The sequence below is a fragment of the Blastococcus sp. SYSU DS0533 genome (assembly GCF_054050775.1).
Window position 1 is genome coordinate 65,131 of the sequence record NZ_JBJGZZ010000001.1, and the last position, 17,239, is coordinate 82,369.

16 protein-coding genes are annotated in these 17,239 nt (G+C 74.6%); 13 read left to right on the plus strand and 3 right to left on the minus strand.

The features are described 5' to 3' along the window. Positions 1-14: 14 nt before the first annotated feature. From ACI79W_RS00340 to ACI79W_RS00365, 6 genes are all read left to right on the plus strand, one after another. The gene (locus ACI79W_RS00340) at positions 15-1,370 is read left to right on the plus strand and encodes an MmgE/PrpD family protein (RefSeq protein ID WP_456560102.1); all 1,356 of its coding nucleotides are present in this window, start codon (positions 15-17) and stop codon (positions 1,368-1,370) included. 44 nt (positions 1,371-1,414) lie between these two features. Next, positions 1,415-2,056 carry an aspartate/glutamate racemase family protein gene (locus ACI79W_RS00345; protein ID WP_456560103.1) on the plus strand — a complete coding sequence of 214 codons (642 nt, stop codon included), beginning with the start codon at positions 1,415-1,417 and terminating at the stop codon, positions 2,054-2,056. Next, positions 2,053-3,471: an FAD-dependent oxidoreductase gene (locus ACI79W_RS00350; RefSeq protein WP_456560104.1), complete on the plus strand. Its 1,419-nt coding sequence runs from the start codon at positions 2,053-2,055 to the stop codon at positions 3,469-3,471. The genes ACI79W_RS00345 and ACI79W_RS00350 overlap by 4 nt, the downstream gene beginning before the upstream one ends. Then, complete coding sequence (locus ACI79W_RS00355) at positions 3,468-4,943, plus strand: dihydroorotase (RefSeq protein WP_456560105.1); 1,476 nt, start codon at positions 3,468-3,470, stop codon at positions 4,941-4,943. The genes ACI79W_RS00350 and ACI79W_RS00355 overlap by 4 nt, the downstream gene beginning before the upstream one ends. Positions 4,944-5,096: 153 nt before the next feature. Beyond that, complete coding sequence (locus tag ACI79W_RS00360; protein WP_456560106.1) at positions 5,097-5,579, plus strand: MarR family winged helix-turn-helix transcriptional regulator; 483 nt, start codon at positions 5,097-5,099, stop codon at positions 5,577-5,579. Between the two features lie 53 nt (positions 5,580-5,632). Beyond that, positions 5,633-7,309 (plus strand): DHA2 family efflux MFS transporter permease subunit, encoded by a 1,677-nt coding sequence (locus ACI79W_RS00365; protein WP_456560107.1) that lies wholly within the window; start codon positions 5,633-5,635, stop codon positions 7,307-7,309. 64 nt (positions 7,310-7,373) lie between these two features. Here ACI79W_RS00365 and ACI79W_RS00370 read toward each other — a convergent pair whose 3' ends face one another. Together ACI79W_RS00370 and ACI79W_RS00375 are read right to left on the minus strand one after the other, a co-directional pair. Then, the gene (locus tag ACI79W_RS00370) at positions 7,374-7,811 is read right to left on the minus strand and encodes an OsmC family protein (protein WP_456560108.1); all 438 of its coding nucleotides are present in this window, start codon (positions 7,809-7,811) and stop codon (positions 7,374-7,376) included. Positions 7,812-7,899: 88 nt separating this feature from the next. Next, entirely contained in the window at positions 7,900-8,364 is a 465-nt protein-coding gene (locus ACI79W_RS00375; protein ID WP_456560109.1) for a MarR family winged helix-turn-helix transcriptional regulator, read from the minus strand. Between the two features lie 214 nt (positions 8,365-8,578). Here ACI79W_RS00375 and clpB point away from each other — a divergent pair, with 214 nt between their 5' ends. Next, positions 8,579-11,164, plus strand: coding sequence for an ATP-dependent chaperone ClpB (gene clpB, locus ACI79W_RS00380; RefSeq protein WP_456560603.1), 2,586 nt, complete (start codon positions 8,579-8,581; stop codon positions 11,162-11,164). 147 nt (positions 11,165-11,311) lie between these two features. Continuing rightward, entirely contained in the window at positions 11,312-12,112 is an 801-nt protein-coding gene (locus ACI79W_RS00385; RefSeq protein WP_456560110.1) for a hypothetical protein, read from the plus strand. 13 nt (positions 12,113-12,125) lie between these two features. Here the strand turns inward: ACI79W_RS00385 and ACI79W_RS00390 are convergent, their stop codons facing one another. Continuing rightward, positions 12,126-12,584 (minus strand): hypothetical protein, encoded by a 459-nt coding sequence (locus ACI79W_RS00390; protein ID WP_456560111.1) that lies wholly within the window; start codon positions 12,582-12,584, stop codon positions 12,126-12,128. A 258-nt stretch (positions 12,585-12,842) separates the two neighbouring features. Between ACI79W_RS00390 and ACI79W_RS00395 the strand changes: the two genes are divergently transcribed. The 5 genes from ACI79W_RS00395 to ACI79W_RS00415 all read left to right on the plus strand — a co-directional run bounded on the left by ACI79W_RS00395 (position 12,843) and on the right by ACI79W_RS00415 (position 17,177). Continuing rightward, complete coding sequence (locus ACI79W_RS00395) at positions 12,843-13,511, plus strand: fasciclin domain-containing protein (RefSeq protein WP_456560112.1); 669 nt, start codon at positions 12,843-12,845, stop codon at positions 13,509-13,511. A gap of 92 nt (positions 13,512-13,603) precedes the next feature. Beyond that, positions 13,604-14,158, plus strand: a complete 555-nt coding sequence (gene pyrE, locus ACI79W_RS00400) for an orotate phosphoribosyltransferase (RefSeq protein WP_456560113.1) — start codon at positions 13,604-13,606, stop codon at positions 14,156-14,158. Positions 14,159-14,215: 57 nt separating this feature from the next. Further along, on the plus strand, positions 14,216-15,634 hold the full coding sequence (locus ACI79W_RS00405; protein ID WP_456560114.1) for an FAD-binding oxidoreductase: 1,419 nt from the start codon (positions 14,216-14,218) through the stop codon (positions 15,632-15,634). Continuing rightward, positions 15,631-16,983, plus strand: coding sequence for an FAD-dependent oxidoreductase (locus ACI79W_RS00410; RefSeq protein ID WP_456560115.1), 1,353 nt, complete (start codon positions 15,631-15,633; stop codon positions 16,981-16,983). Before ACI79W_RS00405 ends, ACI79W_RS00410 begins: the two co-directional genes overlap by 4 nt. Beyond that, a complete protein-coding gene (locus tag ACI79W_RS00415; RefSeq protein ID WP_456560116.1) occupies positions 16,983-17,177 on the plus strand; it encodes a hypothetical protein in 195 nt (64 codons plus the stop codon). The genes ACI79W_RS00410 and ACI79W_RS00415 overlap by 1 nt, the downstream gene beginning before the upstream one ends. Positions 17,178-17,239 lie beyond the last annotated feature (62 nt).

Below are 17,239 nucleotides of genomic sequence, written 5' to 3' on the forward strand. Positions count from 1 at the left end.
CGGCAGGGGGACCGGTGACGGCCGCGGTCGGCTCGCTCGCCGGCGAGGCGCGCCGGGCGACCGGGACCCTCGGGCGGTGGGCCGCCGGGCTGCGCTGGGCGGACGTCCCGGCGGACGCGCGCGCCCGGCTGCAGCTGGTGCTGCTGGACTCGCTGGGGGTGACCGCGCTGGGCGCCCGGCAGCCCGAGCAGCAGGCCCTCGTGGCCGCGTGGCGGCCCGGGCCCGGCCCGGCGCCGCTGGTCGGCGGTGGGCTCTCCACCACGGTGGAGGCGGCGGCCTGGCTCAACGCGAGCGCGCTGGTGCGGCTGGAGCTCGACGAGGGCCACAAGTACGCCAAGGGCCACCCGGGGGCGCACGGGCTGCCCGCGGTGCTGGCGCTCGCCGCCGACCTGCGGGCCGGCGGCCCGGACACCGCCGCGGCGCTGATGGTCGCCTACGAGGTGGCCGCCCGCTTCGGGCGCGCCGTCCGGCTGCGCCCGGGCATGCACCCGCACGGCAGCTGGGGTGTCGCCGGCGCGGCCGCCGGGTGCGCGCGGCTGCTGGGCCTGGACGCCGAGCAGGTGGCCGCGGCGATCGACACGGGCGCGGGCCTTCCCGTCGCTGGTCACTTCGACTCGGCCCTGGACGGCAACCCGGTGCGGGACGCCTGGATGTCGGCGTCCAACGTGTCAGGGCTGGCCGCCGCGCGGATGGCCGCGGCCGGGGTCGCCCGCACCACCGGCACCGCGGCCGGCACCCTCGGCGAGCTGCTCGGTTCCTTCGACGCCGCCGCCCTGACCGAAGACCTGGGCGAGCGCTGGGACGTCCGCAACGGTTACTTCAAGCGGCATGCCTCCTGCTCCTTCACCCACCCGGTGGCCGACGCGGTGCTGCTGCTGCGGCCCGAGCTCGGGGACCCGGCGGCGGTCGAGGAGGTGGTCGTGGAGACGCACTCCCTGGCCGCCGGCCTGGACCGCACCACCTGGGACTCCCGCCTCGGCGCGCTCTTCAGCGTGCCCTTCGTGGCGGCCGCCGCCCTGGTGCACGGGCACGTCGGGCCGGAGGCCTCGTCCGCCGCCGCGCGCACCGACCCCCGCGTCCGCGACCTCGCCGGCCGGGTCCGGGTCCTGCGTGCCGACGACCTCGACGCCCGGCTGCCCGACGAGCGCGCGGCCCGGGTGACCGTCCGCGGCGCCGGCCGCGAGCTGTCGATCGAGGTCCCCAATCCCGTGGGGGACGCGGCTCACCACCCGTTCGCCGAGGAGGACGTGCTGGCGAAGCTGGCGGCCCTGCTCGGGGACGGCGGCGTGCTGGCCACCGTCCGCGAGGTCGCCTCCGGCCTGCCGGACGCCCCCGACGTCGCCCCGCTGCTCGGGCGGCTGGCGGGATGACCCGCCCGGCCCCCGGCCCGTCCGATCCGCATCCGAGGAGTTCCGTGCGCATCTTCGCCGTCACCCCGATCCACGTCCCCGCCGAGGAGCTGGCCCGGCGGCAGGCGCGCTACGACGCCCTCTGCCCGCCGGGCCTCGCGGTCGAGCTGCACGACATCGGCGCCGACGCACCGCGGGCGCTCGACACCGAGCAGCAGGTCCGCGACAGCGAGGGCATGGTCACCGAGGCGCTGCGCCGGGCACCGGACGACGCCGACGCGCTGCTGCCCGACTGCGTCCTCGACCCCGGCGTCCCCGCGCTGGCGGGGCAGCTGGACCGGCCGGTGTTCGGCCTGCTGCGGACCAGCATGACGTGGAGCGCGCTGGCCGGTCGGTCGGTCGGCGCCGTCACCCGCAACCAGCCGATCGCCGACGAGCTGGCGCGGCAGGTGGAGGCCTACGGGCTCGGGACGTCGTTCACGGGGGTCGAGGTGCTCGACCTCGACGTCGACGCCATCCACCAGGCAGACCGCTGGGGCGCCTCGCTGGAGGCGGTCGTCGGCCGGATGGGGCGCGCCGGTGCGGGCGACCTGGTGAACGGCTGCAGCGCCGTCGACCTGCCGGCGGAGGCCGCGGCCTGGCCGGTCCGCGTGGTCGACCCGACCGCGCTGGCGCTGCGGCTGATCGCGGCGGGGGAGGCGGCGTGAGCGACACCGGGCCCGACCTCGTCGTCGCCGGCGCCGGCGGTGGCCTGGCGGCCGCCCTGCGGGCGGCGCAGCACGGCCTGGACGTGCTGGTCGTGGAGGTCAGCGAGCACTTCCGCCGAGGGAACAACACCTCGATGTCGACGGCGATGATCCCCGGCGCGGGCTCACGCTTCCAGCGCGAGGCGGGCATCGAGGACTCCCCGGAGCTCTACGTCGAGGACATCCGGCGCAAGACGAAGGGGGAGGCCGACGAGCGGCTGGCGCGGGCTCTCGCCGAGGCGAGCGCCCCGCTGGTCGAGTGGCTGGCCGACGACGTGGGGCTGCCGCTCTCGCTGGTCACCGACTTCCACTACCCCGGCCACACCGCCGACCGCTGCCACACGATCGAGGGCCGTCACGGCACCGTCCTGCTCGACCACCTGGTGGCCGCCGTGAAGGCCGAGGAGCGGATCGACCTGCTCGTCCCCGCCGAGCTCGTGGACGTGCGACTGGACGACGAGGGCCGGGTGCGCGCCGCGGTGATCCGGACCCCCGACGGCGCGACCGAGGAGGTCGGGACGCCGGCGGTGCTGCTGGCGACCAACGGCTACGGCGCGGACCGCGAGCTGGTCGCCCGCCACCTCCCGGAGATCGCCGACGCGGTGTACCACGGCAGCGAGGCCTCCCGCGGGGACGCGCTGCGGATCGGCGCGGAGCTCGGCGCGGCCACCGCCTACCTCGACGCCTACCAGGGGCACGGTGCCCTGGCTGCCCGGTCCTCCACCCTCGTCGGCTGGGCCACGGTCATGCACGGCGCGGTGATCGTCGGCCAGGACGGGCGGCGCTTCGGGAACGAGACCTCCGGCTACTCCGAGTACGCCTCCGTCATCGCGCGGCAGCCGGGAGCGACCGCCTGGATCGTCCTGGACCAGCGCATCCACGACGCCTGCCTGCCCTTCACCGACTTCCGCCAGACCATCGAGGGCGGGGCGCTGGTGTGGGCCGACGACGTCGCCGGGCTGGCCGAGGCCACCGGGCTGCCGGCCGGGGCGCTGGCCGACGAGCTCGCCGCCACCGCGGCGGTGGCCCGCGGCGAGGGCGAGGACCGCTTCGGCCGCACCTCCGTCGAGGCGGAGCTGGCCCCGCCGCTGGCCGCCGTCCGCGTCGTGCCGGCGCTGTTCCACACCCAGGGCGGGCTGGTCGTCGACGAGCACGCCCGCGTCACCCGCCCCGACGGCTCGGTCATCCCCGGGCTCTACGCGTCCGGGGGCGCTGCGGCCGGGATCTCCGGCCACGGCGCCGCCGGTTACCTGGCCGGCAACGGCCTCCTGCCCGCACTGGGCCTGGCCTACCTGGCCGCCGACCACGTGGCCGCCGGCCGCGGGGCGTCGGCTCCCGGGCACGCCGACACCACCTCCGAGGAAGGAACCGCATGACCCGCCTCCAGACCCTTGTGAAGAACGTGACGGTCGTCCGGCCGGACGTCCCCGGCGCCGAGGACGGCGAGGCCCTCGACCTCGGGATCGTCGACGGGAAGTTCGTGCGGGTCGAGCGGGACATCCCCGCCGAGGACGCCGACGTGGTCGTCGACGGCCGCGGCCGCCTCGCCTTCCCGGGCGTGGTCGACGCCCACCAGCACTGGGGCATCTACAACCCGCTGGGCGAGGACGCCGAGACCGAGAGCCGGGCCAGTGCCCAGGGCGGCGTCACCACCGGGCTCACCTACATGCGCACGGGGCAGTACTACCTGAACGAGGGCGGCCCGTACCGGGAGTTCTTCCCCAAGGTGCTGGCCGCGTCGGAGGGCCGGTCCTACGTCGACTACGCCTTCCACCTGGCGCCGATGTCCAAGGAGCACATCGGCGAGATCCCGGCGCTGATCGAGGAGTTCGGCGTCACCTCGTTCAAGATCTTCATGTTCTACGGCGGGCACGGTCTGCACGGCGCGTCGTCCGACCAGAGCTCCTTCCTGATGATCCCGCCGGACGAGCGCTACGACCTGGCGCACTTCGAGTTCGTCATGCGGGGCATCCAGGAAGCTCGCGAGAAGCTCACCGAGCACGCGCCGCACGTCTCGCTGTCGCTGCACTGCGAGACGGCGGAGATCATGACCGCCTACACGAAGATGGTGCAGGCCGAGGGCAACCTGAAGGGACTGGCCGCCTACAGCGCCTCCCGGCCGCCGCACTCCGAGGGGCTGGCCGTCACCATCGCCTCCTTCCTGGCCGACGAGACGGGGCTGCCGAGCATCAACCTGCTGCACCTGTCCTCGCGCAAGGCGCTCACCGCGGCCCTGCGGATGGCGAAGGTCTTCCCGCACGTGGACTTCCGCCGCGAGGTCACCATCGGCCACCTGCTCGCGGACATCGACACCGCCCACGGTCTCGGCGGCAAGGTGAACCCGCCGCTGCGACCGCGGGAGGACGTCGAGGCGTTGTGGGAGCACGTGCTCGCCGGTGACGTGGACTGGGTCGTCAGCGACCACGCCTGCTGCAAGGACGAGAAGAAGTTCGGCGAGCCCCGCGACGACGTCTTCGCGGCGAAGTCCGGCTTCGGCGGCGCGGAGTACCTGCTGCCCGGCCTGGTGAGCGAGGGCCGGCGCCGGGGGCTGTCCCACCGGCGGATCGCCGAGCTGACGTCCTGGAACCCGGCGCAGCGGTACGGGCTGCCGGGCAAGGGCACGATCGGCGTCGGCTACGACGCCGACTTCTGCCTGGTGGACCCCTCGGCGACCTGGACGGTCGAGGCGGCGGCGTCGGAGTCCACGCAGGAGTACACGCCGTTCGAGGGGTTCGAGCTCGGCGCCAAGGTGACCGACACGTGGGTGCGCGGCAACCAGGTGCTCACCGACGGCAGGATCACCGGCCGGCCGGAGGGCCGGTACCTGCACCGCCCGTACACCCGCTGAGCGCAGCACCACCGGTGACGATGCCCGGACCCCGACGCGGGGTCCGGGCATCGTCGCGTGCAGGGTAGGTACCGCGCGATACGTTGCAGACCGCAACCATATGGGAGTATGGTTTCGGTCTGCAAGCAGTTGCACCACCCGCAGGACGTCGCCATGCCCCTCAGCCCCGCCACGCGGGACCGCCTCATGACCGGTGTCGCCCAGCTCATCCGCGCCGGCCGGCACCTGAGCTCGCGCGCCGCCACCCAGCTGCACGGTGACCTGCCGTCGTTCGGCTGGGCGCTCCTGCTGCCGCTGGAGCGCGACGGCGACCTCCGTTGCAGCGCCCTCGCCGCGCACGCCGGCGTCGACGGCTCGGTCGCCAGCCGGCAGCTCGCCTCGCTGGAGCGGGCCGGCTACGTCGCGCGCCACCCCGATCCCCGCGACGGCCGGGCCACGCTCTTCCGGCTCACCGGCCGCGGCGCCGAGGCGCTGGCCACCTCGCGGGCGCTCCGCTCCGCGTGGGCGCTGACCGCCCTCGCCGACTGGGAGGACGACGACGCCGAGCGGCTCGCCGGCCTGCTCGAGCGCCTCGTCGGTGACATCGACGTCGCCGGGGAGCAGCCGCGCACCGAGCCCGTGGGAGCCGCCCGGTGACCACGGCGCCCCCGCTCCCTCCCCACCCCGCACGACAGCCCACCAGGAGTCCCGTGACCACCGTGCAGACCTCCGCGGCCGAGGCGCCCGTCGAGCAGCAGGGGCGGATGACCCACCGCCAGGTGCTAGAGGCGCTCTCCGGCATGTTGCTGGCGATGTTCGTGGCCTTCCTGTCCTCGACCGTCGTCTCCAACGCCCTGCCCACGATCATCACCGAGCTGCGCGGCACGCAGAACCAGTACACGTGGGTGATCACCGCGACGCTGCTGGCCTCGACCGCGTCCACGCCGATCTGGGGCAAGCTGGCGGACCTGTTCAGCAAGAAGCTGCTCATCCAGCTGTCGATCGTGATCTTCATCGCCGGGTCGATGCTGGCCGGGCTCGCGCAGTCGGTGGACACCCTGATCGCCTGGCGCGTGCTCCAGGGCCTGGGGCTCGGCGGCCTGCAGGCGCTGGTGCAGATCGCGATGGCGGCGATGATCAGCCCGCGGGAACGCGGCCGCTACTCCGGTCTCCTCGGCGCGGTGATGGCGGTCGCGACCGTCGGCGGCCCGCTCCTGGGCGGCCTGCTGGTGGACACCAGCTGGCTGGGCTGGCGCTGGTGCTTCTACGTCGGCGTCCCGTTCGCGGCCGTCGCGCTGGTGCTCCTCCAGCGCACGCTGCACCTCCCGGTGACCCGGCGGGACGTGACCATCGACTACCTCGGTGCGACCTTCCTGGCCGCCGGCGTCTCCGCCCTGCTCATCTGGGTCACCCTCGCCGGCGGCAGCTTCGGCTGGGCGTCGGTGGAGACGGCGCTGTTCCTCGGCGGGGCCGCCCTGGCGATCGTGGCGTTCCTGGTCACCGAGATGCGGGCCGCGGAGCCGATCGTGCCGCTGCGGCTCTTCCGCGACCGCACCACCACGCTCGCGATCGTCGCCAGCGTCGCCGTCGGCATGGCGATGTTCGGCTCGACGGTGTTCCTCGGCCAGTACCTGCAGATCTCGCGGGGGTACTCGCCGACCGAGGCCGGGCTGCTGACCATCCCGATGGTCGGCGGGCTGCTGATCTCCTCCACCGTCTCGGGCCTGCTGATCACCCGCTACGGCCGGTGGAAGATCTACCTCACGGCCGGCTCGGCGCTGGTCGTCGCCGGCTTCGCGCTGCTCGCGACGATCGACCACGAGACGGACATGGTGCTGCTCTGCTCCTTCCTGTTCGTCCTGGGCGTGGGGATCGGCATGAGCATGCAGAACCTGGTGCTCGCGGTGCAGAACACCGTGGCTGCCCGGGACCTGGGGGCGGCCAGCTCCGCCGTGGCCTTCTTCCGCAGCCTGGGCGGCACGATCGGCGTCTCGGTCCTCGGAGCCGTGCTGAGCAACCACGTGGGCGACCTGATCCGCGACGGCATGGCGCGGATCCCGGGGGCCGCGGAGGCGGCGGCCGCCGGGGGAGCGGACGTCGGGTTGGCCGACCTGGCCGACGCGCCGGCGCCGGTCCAGGAGCTGATCCGGCTCTCCTACGGGGACGCGACCGGCCGGGTCTTCCTGATCTCGGCCGTGGTGGCGCTGGTCGCGGTCCTCGCCGTCCTCTTCATCCGCGAGGTCGCGCTGCGGACCGAGACCGGTGACGAGCGGGAGCAGGCCGAGCGGGGGGTGGCGGTGCGCGTCGACACCGACGCGATCGAGGGCCGCGACGCCGACGGCGCGCGCACCGAGGTGGCGCACGCCGGGGTGGGCCCGGCCCGCTGACCGGACGACGGCCGACGGCCCGTCTCCCGCAGGGGAGGCGGGCCGTCGACCGTCCGGCCGGGGGTCAGCCCTCGAGCGCGGCGTCCAGGGTGATCTCGGTGCCGGTCAGCGCCTTGCTCACCGGGCACCCGGCCTTGGCGGCCTGCGCGGCCTTGTCGAAGCCGTCGGCGTCGATCCCCTCCACCTCGCCGCGGACGGTGAGCTTGATCCCCGTGATGGTCGGGGCGCCGTCCCGCTGGCCGAGGGTGACGTCGGCGGAGACCTCGAGGGACTGCGGCGTACCGCCGGCCTTCCCGATCTCGCTGGAGAGCGCCATGGCGAAGCAGGCGGAGTGCGCCGCCGCGATGAGCTCCTCGGGGCTGGTGGTGCCGCCGGCCTCGTCGGCGGCACGCTTGGGGAAGGACACCTCGTAGGTGCCGACCTTGGAGCTCGAGAGCTCCACCTGCCCCGAGCCCTCCTGCAGGGTGCCGTTCCAGGCGGTGCGGGCGGTACGAGTGGGCATGCTGCCCCTTCCGGGCCGTGGCCGCCCCTGGCTCGGGCGGCGCTGTGGCCGCCCTCCTACCCGCCGCGAGCCCGGGCTACCACGCGGATCAGACCTGGCCGGGGACCTCGGCCGTGCCGTTGACCCGGACGGTGAGCAGCCGCAACCGGGCCTTGAGGTCGTCGAACTCGCTGGCGTCGAACCCGATCGCGCCGATCATCTCCTCCGAGATGGCCACGGCCTTGCCCTCGAGGGAGCGGCCGGCGTCGGTGAGGGCGATGGAGACCGAGCGCTCGTCCTCGACCCGCCGGTGGCGGGTGACCAGCCCGGCGGCCGTCAGCCGCTTGAGGAGGGGCGAGAGGGTGCCGCTGTCCAGGGCCAGTCGCGCACCGAGCTGGCCGACCGTCTGGTTGTCCTGCTCCCAGAGCAGCAGCATCACCAGGTACTGCGGATAGGTCAGACCGATGGCGTCGAGCATGGGGCGGTACCGCGCGGTCACCGCGCGGGACGCGGCGTACAGCGCGAAGCACAGCTGGTCGTCGAGCGCGACGCTCGGAGCCGGCAGGGCGGTCATGCCGCCAGTCTAGGGGCGCCGCCCCGGGGGCCGGGACGTCGCGGCCCGGTGCCGACCCGGAAGGGGGTCCTGGTGGCGGCGGTGCGACCGGGCAGGATGGAGCCGGCCAGCAGAGTTGAGCGGAACAGGCTCAACCCCTGGCTCGTTGCAGGGAGGGACGACGCCGGCCACGGAAGGACGGCGTGCCCGGACAGGAGAGGACGTGCCCCCCGGTATGGAGAGCAAGCTCACGACCCGTTCGCAGGAGGCCGTCGCCGGCGCCCAGCGCCTCGCCGTCGGCCGGGGTCAGGCGGCCCTCGAGCCGCTGCACCTGCTGGTGTCCCTGCTGGAGCAGGCTGACGGCATCGCCGGCCCGCTGCTCACCGCGGTCGGCGCCGACCCGGCCGACGTCCGCAGCAAGGCCGACGCCGCCCTGCGCCGCATGCCGAGCGTCAGCGGCGCCACGGTCTCCGCTCCCGCGCCGTCGCGCGAGTTCCTCAGGGTGATCAACGCCGCCTCCGAGCAGGCCGGGGCCCTCGGTGACGAGTACGTCTCCACCGAGCACCTGCTCGTCGGCCTGGCGGGGTCCGAGGGGGAGGCCGCCGCCGTCCTCACCAGCGCGGGCGCCACGGCCGACGCGCTGCTCGCGGCGTTCCGCACGGTGCGGGGCAACCGCAAGGTCACCACCGCCGACCCGGAGGCCACCTACCAGGCGCTCGAGAAGTTCGCCGTCGACCTCACCGAGCGGGCGCGCGAGGGCAAGGTCGACCCGGTGATCGGCCGGGACACGGAGATCCGCCGGGTCGTGCAGGTGCTCTCGCGCCGCACGAAGAACAACCCGGTGCTCATCGGCGAGCCGGGGGTCGGCAAGACGGCGATCGTCGAGGGGCTGGCCCAGCGCATCGTCGCCGGCGACGTCCCCGAGAGCCTCAAGGGCAAGCGGTTGATGGCGCTGGACCTCGGCGCGATGGTGGCCGGCGCCAAGTACCGCGGTGAGTTCGAGGAGCGGCTCAAGGCCGTCCTGCAGGAGATCACCGAGGCCGAGGGCGAGATCATCACCTTCATCGACGAGCTGCACACGATCGTCGGTGCCGGCGCGACCGGTGACGGCGCGATGGACGCGGGCAACATGATCAAGCCGATGCTGGCCCGCGGTGAGCTGCGCATGGTGGGCGCCACCACGCTCGACGAGTACCGCGAGCACATCGAGAAGGACCCGGCCCTCGAGCGGCGCTTCCAGCAGGTCTTCGTCGGCGAGCCCTCGGTCGAGGACACGATCGGCATCCTGCGCGGGCTCAAGGAGCGCTACGAGGTGCACCACGGCGTCCGGATCACCGACGGCGCGATCGTCGCCGCGGCCACGCTGTCGGACCGGTACGTCACCTCCCGGTTCCTGCCCGACAAGGCGATCGACCTGGTCGACGAGGCCGCCAGCCGGCTGCGCATGGAGATCGACAGCCGACCGGTCGAGGTCGACGAGGTCGAGCGCGCCGTGCGCCGGCTGGAGATCGAGGAGATGGCGCTGGCCAAGGAGGGCGACCCGTCGTCCCTCGAGCGCCTGGCCACCCTGCGCGAGGACCTCGCCGACAAGCGCCAGGAGCTGGCCGAGCTGACCGCGCGCTGGCAGCAGGACAAGAGCGCCATCACCCGGATCCAGCAGGCCAAGGAGGAGCTCGAGCGGCTGCGGACCGAGGCCGAGCGCGCCGAGCGCGACGGCGACCTCGCCCGCGTCGCGGAGCTCCGCTACGGCCGGCTCCCGCAGCTGGAGAGGGCGCTGGCCGAGGCCGAGGCGTCGGTCGAGGAGCAGGCCTCCATGCTCAAGGAGGAGGTCGGCCCCGACGACATCGCCGAGGTCGTCCAGGCCTGGACCGGCATCCCCGCCGGCCGGCTGCTCGAGGGCGAGACCCAGAAGCTGCTGCGCATGGAGCAGGAGCTCGCGCACCGGGTCGTCGGGCAGCCCGACGCCGTCCGCGCCGTCTCCGACGCCGTCCGCCGGGCCCGCTCCGGGGTCGCCGACCCCGACCGGCCCACCGGGTCGTTCCTCTTCCTCGGTCCCACCGGCGTCGGCAAGACGGAGCTCGCGAAGGCGCTGGCGGAGTTCCTGTTCGACGACGAGCGGGCGATGGTCCGCATCGACATGAGCGAGTACTCCGAGAAGCACTCGGTCGCCCGCCTGGTCGGGGCTCCCCCCGGGTACGTCGGCTACGAGGCCGGCGGCCAGCTGACCGAGGCGGTGCGGCGCCGTCCCTACACCGTGGTGCTGCTCGACGAGGTCGAGAAGGCGCACCCGGACGTCTTCGACGTGCTGCTGCAGGTGCTCGACGACGGCCGGCTCACCGACGGCCAGGGTCGGACGGTCGACTTCCGGAACACGATCCTGATCCTGACGTCGAACCTCGGCTCGCAGCTGATCGCCGACCAGTCGGTGCCCGAGGAGCGGCGCCGCGACGCGGTGATGGGGGTCGTCCGGGGCCACTTCAAGCCCGAGTTCCTCAACCGGCTGGACGACGTCGTGGTGTTCCGGGCGCTGGGCAGCGAAGAGTTGACCGGGATCGTCGACATCCAGGTCGGCGTCCTGGCCCGCCGGCTGGCCGCCCGACGGCTGACCCTGACCGTCACCGACGCGGCCCGCGAGTGGCTGGCGCTCAACGGCTTCGACCCGGTCTACGGTGCCCGGCCGCTGCGCCGGCTGGTGCAGTCCGCGATCGGCGACCAGCTGGCGAAGGCGCTGCTGTCCGGCGAGATCCGGGACGGCGACGAGGTCGTCGTCGACTGGCCGGGTGGCGACGTCGAGGGCCTGCTCGTCTCGCGCGGCGCGTAGCCGCTCGTGGGCTCCCCGTGCCCGCCGGACCCGTCCGGTTCCGGCGGGCACGCCCCTGATCGGGTGGCACCGCGTGCCCTGCTGGTTCCCCGGCGGGGCGTCCTCGATGATCGCGGGCGACGACCGGAACCCAGAGGCGGAGGCACGATGACGGCGGGCCAGGACGACCAGCACGGTCGGCAGCAGGGGCAGCCCGAGGGGCAGCCTGAGGGGCAGGGCGGCCAGCCGCCGTACGGTGGTCAGCCGCCGTACGGGCAGCCGCCGCAGGGTGGTCAGCCGCCGTACGGGCAGCAGGGGGGCCAGCCGCCGTACGGGCAGCCGCCGTACGGGCAGCAAGGGGGCCAGCCGCCGTACGGGCAGCCGCCGCAGAACCCCTACATCCAGAACCCGTACGGCCAGAACCCCTACGGCTACGCGCCCGCACCCGCGGCGCCCCAGGGCTGGGGTCCGGGCGCGCCCGAGCCGATGGAGCGGCCGCTGACGGTGCGCGCCGGCATCGGCGCCTTCCTCGGCTCGCTGGTGCTCAGCGCGGTGGCCGCCGTCGTCACGCTGCTGAACTGGGACGAGCTGCTGGACTGGACGCTCGCCCAGTCGGGCACCGACCTCCAGGGCGCCGAGTTCGAGGGGCTCGACACCGAGGCGCTCGCCGAGCTGACGGCGCAGCTGACGATCGGCTTCACCGTGCTCGTGCTCCTGCTGCAGCTGCTCTTCGTGTGGTTCGCGTGGCAGGGCCGCAACTGGGCGCGGATCGTGCTCTGGGTGCTGGGTGGTCTGGCGTTGCTGGCCGGCCCGTTCAACGCCGTCGCCGGCGGTCCGCTGCCCTTCCTCACCACGCTGTCCTGGTTCCAGCTCGCCCTGACCGGGGCGGGGGTGGTGCTGCTGGCGATGAGGCCGTCCAACGACTGGTACCGCTTCCGGAAGTGGCAGCGCGCCACCGGCCAGGGCTGAGCCGGGGGAGTCGTCAGGCCCGGCCGGCGGCCAGCCAGTCCCGCGTCGTGCGCGCGACCAGGCTGGCCGCCGCCCCGACCGACAGGACCAGCAGCAGCAGCGCCACGACGGTGACGCCGCCGGCGGTCAGCATCGTGGACAGCAGCACGAGCGCCAGGACGACCGTCGACACGACGCCGGTCCAGAGGCCCCACCGGCGGCGGCCCGACACGGCCCACGCCGAGACCGCGTAGGCGATGCCCAGGACCAGCGGGGCCGTCGTGTTGACCAGCAGGAACTGCCGGGCCTCGTCCGCGGTCAGCCCCGCCTCGACCAGCGCCTGGCGGACGCCGTCCCGGCCGAGCCAGGTGATCGTCACGTAGAGCAGGAGCAGCACGGCGAGGGTCGCGAGCAGCGCCATGGCAACCCGTACCGACGGCGGTGCGGGGGCCGCGTCGCCGTCGACGGGGCGGGGGCGGGGATCGGCGGGCACCCGCCCAGCGTGGCAGACCTCCGGCCCGCCGCCGCGGCGGTGGCCGGGTTCTCCCGCTCGCGTCGAATCCGGACCACCCCCGGCCCCGGGATCCCGTTGGGGACGGCGGCGGTGCCGCCGCGTGACCCGCCCTCGGGGTACCGACCGGACGCGTCCCGGCGCTGCCGACGACGACCCGCCGGCCGCGACGCGACCGGCGCCCCGCCAGGATCGACCGCGACGCAGCCGTCGCGCCGGACGAGGAACAGGAGCACCACCATGACGCGCACGCTTCCCCGCGGGATCCTGCTCGCCGCCGTCTCGAGCGTCGCGATCGCGCTCAGCGCCTGCGGATCCGACGACGATCCCGCCGCCGAGAGCACCGCCGGCACGACCCCGGCCACCAGCAGCTCCGCACCGGAGAGCAGCGCCGTCGCCGCACCGGCCCCGGACGGGCCGTTCGGCGAGGGCTGCGCGGCGGTCCCCGCCGAGGGGCCGGGCAGCTTCCAGGGCATGAGCGCCGACCCGGTGGCCACCGCCGCGGGCAACAACCCGGTGCTGTCGTCGCTGGTCCAGGCGGTGCAGGCAGCGAACCTCGTGGAAACCTTCAACACCACCCAGGACATCACCGTGCTGGCCCCGGCCGACCCGGCGTTCGAGGCCGTCCCGGCCGATGCGCTGCAGGGGCTGCTGGCCGACACCCCGGCTCTGACGGCGCTGCTGACCCACCACGTCCTGCCGGGCCGTCTCACCCCCGCCGAGCTGGCCGGCACGCACACCACGCTGAACAACGACGAGGTGACGATCGAGGGCTCGGGCGAGGACCTGACCATCGCCGCGGACGGCACCCTGGTCGGCGCGGAGGCCTCGGTGGTCTGCGGCAACGTGCAGACGGCCAACGCCACCGTCTACATCATCGACCAGGTGCTCCAGCCCGCCGCGGGCTGAGCGCACCCGCCCGCTCGCGGGGGCGGACCGCACCGGGCCGTGGGCCGACAGCACGTCGGGCCGCGGCCCTGCCGTGTCTAGGGTTCCCACACATGACGGCACCCACCGCCCTGCCCGACCGCGACCGGCTGCTCCAGCTGATCCTCGACCTCGCCGTGGTGCACGGGAAGGTCACGCTCTCCTCCGGTCAGGAGGCCGACTGGTACATCGACATGCGCCGGCTGACGCTGCACCACGAGGGCGGCCCGCTGGTCGGCCGGGTGATGCGCCAGCTCACCGGGGACCTGCGCTACGACGTCGTCGGCGGGCTGACCCTGGGGGCTGACCCGGTGGCGACGGCGATGCTGCACGCGGCCGCGGCGGGCGAGGGTTTCCTCGACGCCTGCGTGGTGCGCAAGGCGGGCAAGGCGCACGGCCTGCAGCGGCGGATCGAGGGGCCGGACGTCGCCGGTCGCGCCGTCCTGGTGGTCGAGGACGTCTCCACCACCGGCGGCAGCCCGCTGACCGCGGCGGAGGCGCTGCAGGAGGCCGGTGCGGAGGTGGTCGCCGTCGCGGTGATCGTCGACCGGGGCGGGCGGGCGGCGGTCGAGGAGGCCGGCTTCGAGTACCGGGCCGCCTTCACCCTCGCCGACCTCGGCCTCGGCTGAGACGCCCCGGCAGGGATCAGCTCACCTGATCATCGCCGGACGTCTTACGGTGTGGCGGTGACCACGACGACGGCGACGTGGCTCGCCGAGCTGACCGATGCGCTGGGCCCCGACAGCGTGCTGACCGACCCCGACGTCACGGCCGCCTACGCCCGCGACCAGGCGATGATGGCGCCCGCCGGCATGCCGGGGGCCGTGGTCTTCCCGCGCCGCACCGACGACGTCGCCGCCGTCATGCGGATCGCCTCGCGGCACGGCATCCCGGTGGTGCCACGCGGTGCCGGCTCCGGTCTGGCGGGGGGGAGCAACGCCGTCGACGGCGGGATCACCCTCGTCATGACCCGCATGGACGCCGTCCTCGAGGTCTCCACCGCCGACCGGCTGGCCGTCGTCCAGCCGGGCGTGGTCAACAAGCAGCTGCGCGACGCCGTCGCCGGCAGCGGGCTCTTCTACCCGCCGGACCCCTCCAGCTACGACTGGTGCACGATCGGCGGCAACCTCGCCACCAACTCCGGCGGCCTCTGCTGCGTGAAGTACGGCGTCACCACCGACTACGTGCTGGGCCTGGAGGTCGTGCTCGCCGACGGGCGCGTGCTGCGCACCGGCCGGCGCACGGTCAAGGGCGTGGCCGGCTACGACCTCGCCCGCCTGTTCGTGGGCTCCGAGGGGACGCTCGGCGTCATCACCGAGGCCACGCTCGCGCTGCGCCCCGCGCCGAGGGCCCCGGTCACCCTCGCCGCCTCCTTCGCCACCACGGCCCAGGCCGGCCAGGTGGTCGAGCGCGTGGTCACCGCCGGGCTGGTGCCCAGCCTGCTGGAGATCATGGACGGCACCTGCATCCGGACCGTCGACCAGGTGCTCAGGGCCGGCCTGGACCACGACACCCGGGCGCTCCTGGTCGCCCAGTCCGACACCGGAGGTGCGGCCGCCGCCGAGGAGATCGCGCTGCTGACCGCGCTGTGCGAGGAGGCCGGCGCCCAGTTCGTCCACTCCACCGAGGACCAGGCCGAGGGCGACCTGCTGCTCGCGGCCCGGCGGATGGCGCTGCCCGCCCTGGAGCGCGTGGGGGGCGCGGTGCTCATCGACGACGTCGCCGTGCCCCGCTCGCGGATCGCCGGGTTCCTGGACGGGTGTGACGGCATCGCCGCCGACCGCGACGTCGTCATCGGCGTCGTCGGGCACGCCGGCGACGGCAACATGCACCCGACCGTCTGCTTCGACGCGGGTGACGCCGACCAGCGGCAGCGGGCCCACGCGGCGTTCGACGACATCCTCGCGCTGGGGCTCTCCCTGGGCGGGACGATCACCGGCGAGCACGGCGTGGGCACCATCAAGCTGGACTGGCTCGAGCGGGAGATCGGGCCCGTGGCGCTGGACGTGCACCGCTCGATCAAGTCCGCGCTCGACCCCGCCGGTCTGCTGAACCCCGGGACGGTGTTCCGCAGCACGCCGGCAGGTGCCACGCTGGGGCGGTGAGCAGGGAGCGGTTCCTCGTCATCGGCGGCGATGCGGCGGGGATGTCGGCGGCGGCGCAGGCGCGCCGGCTCCGGGACGCCGACGACCTGGAGATCGTCGTGCTGGAGCAGGGGGACGTCGTCTCCTACTCCGCCTGCGGCATCCCCTACTGGATCGGTGGCCAGGTCGAGGACCGGGAGCAGCTGATCGCCCGGACGCCGGAGCAGTTCGCCGCCCGGGACATCACCGTGCACACCGGCGTGCCGGCGGTCGAGATCGACGCCGACGCGGGCAAGGTCGTCACTGGAACCGGCGAGCGGATCGGCTACGACCGGCTGCTCGTCGCCACCGGGGGCCGGCCGAACCGCCCGCCGATCCCCGGCCTGGACGCCCCCGGCGTCCACGGCGTGCACCGGCTCGACGACGGCGCCGCCATCCGCGCCGCCCTGGACGCCGGCCCGCGCCGCGCCTTGGTGCTCGGGGGCGGCTACATCGGGTTGGAGATGGCCGAGGCGCTCCAGCGCCGCGGGCTCGAGGTCACCGTGGTGCTCGCCGACCCGCTGCCGATGCAGCTGCTCGACGCCGACATGGCCGAGCGGGTCTGCGCCGGCATGGGCGCCATGGGCATGGAGATGCACCCTGACCAGGCCGTCCGCGAGATCCTGGTCGACGACGCCGGCCGCGCGCGGGGCGTGCGCACCGACGCGGGCAGCTACGACGCCGACCTGGTCGTGCTGGGCCTCGGCATGGGCCCCGAGGTGGCGCTGGCCGAGCAGGCCGGCATCCGCCTCGGCACCACCGGCGCCATCGCCGTCGACCGCACCCAGCGCACCCGCTCGCACCCGGAGATCTACGCCGCCGGTGACTGCTCGCAGACCTTCCACCGGGTCACCGGTGAGGCCACCCACGTCGCGCTGGGCACCCACGCCAACAAGCAGGGGCGGGTGGCCGGCTCGGTGATCGGTGGGCGGGCGGCGCGCTTCGCCGGGGTCCTGGGCACCGCGCTCACGAAGGTCGGTGAGCTGGAGGTCGGCCGCACCGGGCTGTGCACCACTGAGGCCGAGGAGGCCGGTTTCGACTACCGCACCGACACGATCGAGGGGGCGACCCGGGCCGGCTACTACCCGGGTGCCGAGGAGATCGCGATCAAGCTGCTCACCGAGGCCGGCTCGGGGCGGCTGCTGGGCGCCCAGATCGTCGGCGGCCCCGGGTCGGGCAAGCGGATCGACGTCTTCGCCGCCGCCATCTCGGCGGGGATGACCGCCGAGGACCTCGCCGGCTCCGACCTCTCCTACGCCCCGCCGTTCTCGCCCACCTACGACCCGGTGGTGGTCGCCGCCCGGGTGGTCAGCCGCATCGAGCAGGGGTGATGCCCGGACAGGGAGCGCGGCGTCGCCCCGCCGCCCACGGAGAGCGGGGTCCGTGGGGCGGACTGTACGGCGAGGACCTGTCGGCGGTCGGTCAGCGCACGGGTGAGCTGAGCGGCGCGCAGGTCGACGTCACCCAGGCGGTGGTCCTCGTGACCACCTCGGGGCTGACGGTCCGCCCCGGCGCCCCGGACTGAGCCCCGCGGCGCGATACTGCTCACCGACATCCGCACGTACAGCGCCGTACAGCCGTTCCCGA

Excerpts from the sequence above, each read along its gene's own strand:
- clpB (WP_456560603.1), top strand. The coding sequence starts at position 8,579 with ATGGAGAGCAAGCTCACGACCCGTTCGCAGGAGGCCGTCGCCGGCGCC.
- ACI79W_RS00360 (WP_456560106.1), top strand. The coding sequence starts at position 5,097 with ATGCCCCTCAGCCCCGCCACGCGGGACCGCCTCATGACCGGTGTCGCC.
- ACI79W_RS00375 (WP_456560109.1), bottom strand. The coding sequence starts at position 8,364 with ATGACCGCCCTGCCGGCTCCGAGCGTCGCGCTCGACGACCAGCTGTGC.
- ACI79W_RS00370 (WP_456560108.1), bottom strand. The coding sequence starts at position 7,811 with ATGCCCACTCGTACCGCCCGCACCGCCTGGAACGGCACCCTGCAGGAG.
- ACI79W_RS00355 (WP_456560105.1), top strand. The coding sequence starts at position 3,468 with ATGACCCGCCTCCAGACCCTTGTGAAGAACGTGACGGTCGTCCGGCCG.
- ACI79W_RS00395 (WP_456560112.1), top strand. The coding sequence starts at position 12,843 with ATGACGCGCACGCTTCCCCGCGGGATCCTGCTCGCCGCCGTCTCGAGC.
- ACI79W_RS00415 (WP_456560116.1), top strand. The coding sequence starts at position 16,983 with ATGCCCGGACAGGGAGCGCGGCGTCGCCCCGCCGCCCACGGAGAGCGG.
- pyrE (WP_456560113.1), top strand. The coding sequence starts at position 13,604 with ATGACGGCACCCACCGCCCTGCCCGACCGCGACCGGCTGCTCCAGCTG.
- ACI79W_RS00385 (WP_456560110.1), top strand. The coding sequence starts at position 11,312 with ATGACGGCGGGCCAGGACGACCAGCACGGTCGGCAGCAGGGGCAGCCC.